Origin of the sequence: Sinomonas sp. ASV322 (assembly GCF_030908245.1) — a bacterium.
GTDB lineage: Bacteria > Actinomycetota > Actinomycetes > Actinomycetales > Micrococcaceae > Sinomonas.
Genome location: NZ_JAVFJJ010000008.1, coordinates 174,043 through 181,409, shown reverse-complemented (window position 1 = coordinate 181,409; position 7,367 = coordinate 174,043). Strand labels below are relative to the sequence as shown.

Here is a 7,367-nt window from a genome sequence, read left to right as displayed (position 1 = left end):
CGTGCCGCCGCGATCCTGGACGCCGCCGTGCCCGTCCCCGTGGAACGGCTCGAATTGTTCGCCTCCGAGGCGGTGGCCATCGCCAGCCCGCCCGACCCGGAGGCCATTCCCACCCAGGGGGCACTCAGGCGCCGCTTGCGCCGCCTGGCCGAGAAGCACGCCGAGGAGCCGCTGGAGGTCCGGAAGGAGCGGGCGGGCGCCCACCGGCGGGTCGAGCTCGAGCCGGACCAGGACGGGATGTGCTGGCTGAGCGCCTACCTGCCGCTCGAGGTCGGGGCCGCGATCGACACCCGGCTGCAGGCCATCGCCCGGTCCCTGCAGAGCCCCGAGGAGGAGCGCACAGTCAACCAGCTGCGGGCCGACGCCCTCGCGGACCTCCTCACCGGCCACGGCCATTCCCCGCTCGGAGGGGTGCGCACCGAGCTGATCGTCACCGTCCCGGCCCGCACCCTCGCACGTGGGGCCGACGCGCCGGGGGAGGACGCCCCGGGGGAGGACGCACCGGGGGAGGGCGCACCGGGGGAGATTGTCGGCTACGGGCCGATCGACGCCGACGCGGTCAGGCTGCTCGCCGCGGAGGCCGCGACGTGGTCCCGGCTCTACGTCGAGCCGGGCACCGGCACGCCGCTCGCCCTCGGCAGGCGGCGCTACACGCCCACCCCCGCGATGCGCCGCTTCCTCGGGGCCCGCGACCGGACCTGCCGGTTCCCCGGCTGCGACAAGCCGGCGGCCGCGACGGAAGCTGACCACACCCGGGAATGGTCCGACGGCGGCGCGACCGCCACGGACAACCTCGCCCTCCTGTGCCCACAGCACCACCGGCTCAAGACACTCGGACACTGGGAGGTCCGCCAGATCGGCACCGCGAACGACACCCCTGGCGCTTCGACCAATGCGGGAGCGGCCAGCACCGGCGCCGCACCCCCCGACGTCCCCGGGACCCCCAGCGCCCGCACCACTAGCCAGGCTGCCTCCCCGCCGCCCGGAACCCTCGAATGGACCGCGCCCTCCGGGCGGAGATACATCACCTATCCCGAAGGCGATGCGCCGCCCCCGTTCTGATCCTCCCCTTTGCTGCGAGGTCGACGCACCGCCGGCGTTCTGATCCTCCCCCTTGCTGCGAGGTCGACGCCCGCCGCCGTCGATCGTCTGGGATGTCGATCCTCTGGGTTGACGATCGTCTGGATTGAGGGCGTGCCTAGTGCCGCGTTCGGGTCAGAGTGACTGAGGGAGCCTCCCCGAACTTCTCGACGTAGTAGGCGGCGAATCGCCCGAAATGGGAGAAACCTGTTCTGGCCGCGACCGTCGCCACCGTGAGGCGACCCGCGAGGCTTCGGTCGAGCAGAAGCGAGCGCGCGCGGTCGAGGCGCATGTCCCTCAGGAGCTGTGCAGGACTCGTGCCGAGATGCTCTGCGAATGCGGCGTGGAGCTGTCGAGAACTGACGCCCACCGCGCTCGCGATGTCATCGACTGAGAGGCTTTCGGCGAGGTGAGCTTGCATGAGGTTCCGGGCAGCAATGAGATAGCCGGGACCTCGCCAGAGGGCCTTCGAGGGGCCCTCGATCATACGCGGCGATGGCCCGATGGACGCGGACAGGTGCGGCGCAAGGCCGAGCACCATGGTCGAGAGAAGGGAAGACACGAGAGCATTGACGGTGATGTCCTCGGGCCGCTCCGAGCTGCTGCCCAGCGCTCCGCACGCCTCGAGCCACGCAGCCTCGACGAGGCCCGGCGATGCCAACTTCAGCGGCACCTCAGACGAAAGGGCGATGGGCAGGCGCAGGGGCTTCGACTGGAGTCGTTCGACGTAGTCCTCGACAACATCGGCCGCCGCGGAACCGACAAGGGCTCCGGCGCGAGGATCGGGCGCCATCTTGGTTCCGTGCAATGAACTGAGGGCGAACGGCCCGCGGGCGATCCACTCGTGTCCGTTCGAATGGACCCCCATGGGCCCGAGAGGCAAGACGATGACGACTTGGCGGCCCGACGGAGGGCTGTCCACGATCACGGGCGCGCCGTAGGCTACGTGGACGAGCCCGAGGGGTCCAAGCTGGAGGCCATCGGCCGTTCCATTGACCGAATGCCCCTCTCGAAGCGCCAGCTCATGATGCTCATGCGTGAGGGCGTCCACCGCATTGCGGATCTCGCGGGGCGAGTGGGTCTCGGCAAGTGGCCTGCCACCCAGGGGCCGGTCTTGGACTGGACCGGCTAGGGGCGGCAGGCCGTCATGCATCAGGATCTCCTCGAGCGTGCTCACCATCATGCTACGAGGCAATCGTGATAGGCGTCACATTGTGCCTTCGTCTCACACTGCGGCAGCGGAGACCCTTGCCGGTACCCGCACGCCCCGTTCCTCGAGCCGCGGGAGGACTTCCTGGGCGAAGTACTCGAGCTCGCCCGCGTAGTCGACGAACGCGAGCGTCATGCCGTCGAAGCCGGCCCGATAGACGCGCTCGATGGCGTCGGCGACGTCGTCGGGAGTCCCGAACATCGGAAGGGACCCGTGCCCCGATGCGAACCGTCCCCGCATCGTGGTCAGCATCTCGGGGGTGAAGGACTGCGCATGCAGGCCCTGCAGGCCCATCAGGTAGTCCACCGCACCCCAGTCCGCATTCTCCTCGGCGTAGTAGTGGACGAATTCCTCGGCCTCTGCTCGCGTCGGTCGGCACACCACATGGCCCAGGGTGAAGACTCCCACCGATCGCCCGTAGTTCGCCTGTGCATGAGCCCGCAGTCCGGAGGAGATCTCGGCGCCCGTTTCTGCGTCGGGGATGATCGTGAAGACGAAGTCCGAATTCTTGGCCGCGAATTCTCGGCCCTGCCGTGACGAGCCCGCGTTCAAAACCGGGAGCCTTCCGCCCAGCGGCTTGGGTTCGGATTCGATGTGCTGCAGCGAGAAGTAGGTGCCGGTGTGATCGAAGATCTCCTGTCGGGACCACGCGTCGCGGACAACGTCCCACCACTCCTGGGCGAATTCGTAGCGCGCATCGTGCTCTTGCGGCATCGAGACGCCCATCGTCTCGTATTCAGGCTGGTTCCATCCGGCCACGATATTGAGTCCCGCGCGGCCGCCGCCTCCGATCTGATCCAGTGTGGCCATCGCCTTGGCGATCGCGAGCGGGTGGTTGAACGCGGTGTGGATCGTGGAGAACACCGTGATCCGCTCGGTCGAGGCAAGGAGCCCGGCCGCCCAGACGATGGGGTCGAGCACGTGCCCGTGGAAGTTGGTGTCCCCCTTGTAGCCGATCCAGCGTGCGATCGGCAGCAGGAAGTCGATGCCCACCTCGTCGGCGAGCTGTGCCAGCCGTAGGTTGTCCTCCCAGCTCGCGCTCCACCGTTCGGGGATTTTGGTCACCGCGAGTCCGCCGGAGCAGTTCGGGGAGAAGAGGCCGAGCTTGAACCCTTGGCCGTCGAGAATGCTGCGCGTCATGCGAATTCCTCTTGTTCTTAGGATTGAATGGGTGATTGAGCTAATCGTTCAGCGAGGTGAGATACTCGCGACCTCGCCGATGATGATCACGTGATCGCCGCCGTCGTACGTCCTCCACGTGCGGCAGTCGAGCCTGATACGGCCGGCGTCCAGCGCTGGCGTGCCCAGCGGGGTGGCGTGCGTGCTCAGGCCCGCGAATTTGTCGGTCCCCCGGGCGGCGAATCGCGGGATGAGGTGCGCATCCTCGTCGTCGAGAATGTGGATGGAGAAGGCTGGCGTCTCGCACCAGGCCGCGAAGCTGCTCGAGTTGCGGTCCACGCACCATGAGACGAGCGGCGGTTCCAAGGAAACCGACGTGAAGCTGTTCGAGACCAGCCCAATCCGCCCGGACTGTTCGGAGCCGGCCGTGATCACGGTGACGCCCGTGTCCCAGTGGCGCATCGCCTGGCGCAGCTCGAGCCCAGTGACCGGTGATTCAAGGATGGATGTGTCCATGGATCCGATGGTGGCGTGGCTCACACGGGCTCGGCTATCCCATTCGCGAGCTCTGCAGTCCGAATCCCGCGGCACGGGTTGGCCTCTAGCCGTGGATCCTCGCGGCTGCTATGGTGATCGAACTCATAGACCTCTTGTGACGATCGTCATGATGGCGACACGCACTCACTCTTATCTAGGAGTCCCCATGTCACAGCTGACCGGGCTGCTCGCATCGCTCGCCACGGGCGAGGTGCGTGTAGTCGATCTGACCAACACTCTCTCGAGCGAGACCCCGACCCTGCGCCTTCCCGACCCGCTCGCGAACCTCGTCGACTTCAGCCTCGAGGAGGTCTCGGCCTACAACGAGCCCGGGCCTTTCTGGAAGCACCACAACATCAGCACGGGCGAGCACATCGGAACCCATCTCGACGCCCCCGTGCACTGGGTCACGGGTCGCGGCGGGAAGGATGTATCTCAGATCGAGCCCTCGCGGCTCGTCGGCCCCGCGTGTGTCCTCGACGTGAGCCGCGAGGCGGCCGCCGACCCCGATTTCCTCGTCGACGTCGAGCACATCAAAGCCTGGGAGGCCGAGCACGGGCCGCTCCCCGAGAACGCGTGGCTGCTCGTGCGCACCGGGTGGGACGCGTACGCGCAAGATCGCGAGCGTTTCCTCAACGCTGACGAAACCGGCTCGCACACGCCCGGCTTCACCGTGGAGTGCGCCCGTTGGCTCGCGGACATCGCGCCGATCTCCGGAGTCGGCGTCGAGACCGTGGGCATCGACGCGGGCCTCGCTGGCGGAATGGACCCCCTGTTCCCGATGCACCACTTCCTCCTCGGTGCCGACAAGTACGGCATCACTTCGCTCCAGAACCTCAGCCAGCTCCCGGCGACGGGCGCCGTCGTCGTCGTCGCGCCGCTGCCGATCGTCGGCGGAACGGGGTCTCCCGCGAGGGTTCTGGCCTTCGTCGAGGGGGCCAGCTCATGACCGCCCAGGCGCACGCCCCCACTCCCAAGACGGCATCTGCGCCTGCGGGGGAGACCGTCGCCCACCTTGTAGGACGCACCCTCGCCGAGCTGGGCGCGGGGCATTGCTTCGGTGTCGTCGGCTCCGGGAACTTCGACGTTACCAACGCCCTCATCCGCCACGGGGTGCCCTACACCGCTGCGCGGCACGAGGGCGGCGCCGCGACGATGGCGGACGCCTACGCTCGCATGTCCGGGAAGGTCGCGCTGCTCTCGGTCCACCAGGGGTGCGGGCTGACCAACGCGACGACCGGGATCGGAGAGGCCGCGAAGTCGCGCACACCGCTCCTCGTGCTCGCCGCCGAGACGGCGGGCGCCTCGGTCAACTCGAACTTCACCATGGATCAACCCGGCCTTGCCCGCTCGGTCGGGGCGCTCTCCCACCGGGTTCATTCGGCCGCCTCGGCGGTGGCCGACGTCGTCCGCGCCTTCCGCGCGGCACAGAACGAGCGCCGCACGGTCGTCCTCAACCTGCCGCTCGACGTCCAGGCCCAGCCCGCCCCGGACACGAACGACGTCGTCCCCATCGCCCCGCCTGCCCCGGTGCGTCCGGCCGCCTTGGCCGTCGCCGCTTTGGCAGACCTCCTCCTTGCCGCCGAGCGGCCGGTGTTCCTGGCCGGGCGTGGCGGGCGCGGCGCCCGGTCGGAGATCCTCGCGCTCGCCGAGCATGTGGGGGCGCTCGTGGCCACCTCGGCGGTCGCCAAAGGCCTCTTCGCCGGCGAGCCGTTCGGCCTCGGGATTTCGGGCGGGTTTTCTTCGCCGACGACGGCGGAGCTCATCTCGGGCGCGGACCTTATCGTGGGCTTCGGGTGTGCTTTGAACATGTGGACCATGCGGCACGGAACCCTCATCGGCGGGGGCACCGCCGTCGTCCAAGTCGACCTCGAGGACTCCGCACTCGGGGCGAACCGACCCATCACCCTCGGCGTACTCGGCGACTCCGCCGCGACCGCCGCCGACGCCCTCGCCGAGCTGCAGCGCCGCGGAGTTTCGCCCCGGACGGGCTACCGCAGCGAGGAGGTCCGGGCCGGTATTGCCGAGTCCGCCCGCTGGCAGGATGTCCCGACATCCGACCTCGGTGGCCCCGGCGCCGACGGCGCATTGCGGATTGATCCCCGCGTGCTCACGCGCAGGATCGACGAGCTTCTGCCCGCCGAGCGGGTGGTCGCGGTCGACTCGGGAAACTTCATGGGCTACCCGAGTCAGTACCTGGACGTTCCGGATGAGTTCGGCTTCTGCTTCACCCAGGCGTTCCAGTCCATCGGCCTGGGCCTGAGCACAGCGATCGGGTCCGCCCTTGCCCAGCCGCACCGCCTCCCTGTCCTCGGAACGGGTGACGGGGGCTTCCTCATGGGGATCAGCGAGCTCGAGACCGCGGTGCGGCTGCGTCTGCCCCTGCTGTGCATCGTGTACAACGACGCGGCCTATGGTGCCGAGGTGCACCACTTCGCTGAGCACGGGCCCGTCGACGTCTCGACGGTGACGTTCCCTGAGACCGACATCGCCGCGATCGCCCGCGGCTACGGCTGCGAAGCTCTCACCGTCCGCACGGTGGAGGATCTCGAACCATTGAAGGTCTGGCTGGACTCCACCCCAGATCGACCTCTCGTCCTCGACGCCAAAATCGCGTCCGACGGCGGCGCGTGGTGGCTCGCGGAGGCGTTCAAGGGCCACTGACCAGCTGTCGAAGAGGTGGCGGCCCTCTGGTTGGACAATGAACCCCAGCGATTGATCAGGCGTCTTAACGGGCGGAGTATTTGGCTCTGAGATGGAAGGCTTCTCAAGCCCAGTGCAGGGGTGAGTGCTATGAAGCACTTCAGGATTTTCTTCGCCGGTACGGTCTTGGTGGGCCTCTCGCTCACGTCCTGCTTTGGCGCCGCACCGTCCGCGACGACGGCAAGTCCCACCGCATCACCCTCTGCCGCTTCCCCGAGCAAGACCGCCACCGGGACACCGTCAGCTACGGCCACTCCGTCGCCCGCCGCCCCCAGCGCGACCCCAACGCCCAGCGCGACCCCAGAACCGGTAACGCCAGAACCGGTGCCACCGACTGAACCGCCCGCGCCGATAGTGCCTGCCCCGGCGCCGGCGCCTCTCGCAACGTTCACCATCAGCGTTTCGATTACCAACCAGTCGGTGAGAACCATGGCTGGAGCGGTTGTCGGTAGCTCCGGTTCGGTTACCAGTAGCCCCGCCGGCGTAAGTTGCTCCTCCAGGACGGTCGGCACAGTCCTTTGCCAGCCGGCTGCCTTCGCCGGAGGACAGACGGTGCTGCTGACCGCGCAGCCAGGCGCCGAGGTCAGCAGCAACATGATGGGCGTCATGGGCACGTCGGTATTCCTCGGTTGGGGCGGTGTTGCAGCCCCCTGCGGGGCTTCGCGCCTCTGCAATATCACTGAAATGGGACCAGGCACTTTCGCTGCCGTAGCCGTCT

Annotated in this window: 6 protein-coding genes; 3 read left to right on the top strand and 3 right to left on the bottom strand. The window is 68.3% G+C overall.

Going from position 1 to position 7,367, the window contains the following annotated elements; all coding sequences use genetic code 11:
* Positions 1-1,062: DUF222 domain-containing protein (locus tag RBS12_RS12925; RefSeq protein ID WP_307966520.1), on the top strand; the 1,062-nt coding region annotated here is incomplete at its 5' end.
* A gap of 136 nt (positions 1,063-1,198) precedes the next feature.
* Here RBS12_RS12925 and RBS12_RS12920 read toward each other — a convergent pair.
* The 3 genes from RBS12_RS12920 to RBS12_RS12910 are packed head-to-tail and all read right to left on the bottom strand — an operon-like array spanning position 1,199 to position 3,925.
* Entirely contained in the window at positions 1,199-2,263 is a 1,065-nt protein-coding gene (locus tag RBS12_RS12920; protein ID WP_307966519.1) for a helix-turn-helix transcriptional regulator, read from the bottom strand.
* Between the two features lie 42 nt (positions 2,264-2,305).
* Positions 2,306-3,430, bottom strand: coding sequence for an LLM class flavin-dependent oxidoreductase (locus RBS12_RS12915; protein WP_307966518.1), 1,125 nt, complete (start codon positions 3,428-3,430; stop codon positions 2,306-2,308).
* A 48-nt stretch (positions 3,431-3,478) separates the two neighbouring features.
* On the bottom strand, positions 3,479-3,925 hold the full coding sequence (locus tag RBS12_RS12910) for a flavin reductase family protein (protein WP_307966517.1): 447 nt from the start codon (positions 3,923-3,925) through the stop codon (positions 3,479-3,481).
* 187 nt (positions 3,926-4,112) lie between these two features.
* Here RBS12_RS12910 and RBS12_RS12905 point away from each other — a divergent pair, with 187 nt between their 5' ends.
* Together RBS12_RS12905 and RBS12_RS12900 are read left to right on the top strand one after the other, a co-directional pair.
* A complete protein-coding gene (locus RBS12_RS12905; protein WP_307966516.1) occupies positions 4,113-4,895 on the top strand; it encodes a cyclase family protein in 783 nt (260 codons plus the stop codon).
* Entirely contained in the window at positions 4,892-6,610 is a 1,719-nt protein-coding gene (locus RBS12_RS12900) for a thiamine pyrophosphate-binding protein (RefSeq protein WP_307966515.1), read from the top strand. Before RBS12_RS12905 ends, RBS12_RS12900 begins: the two co-directional genes overlap by 4 nt.
* The last annotated feature ends 757 nt before the right edge of the window (positions 6,611-7,367 follow it).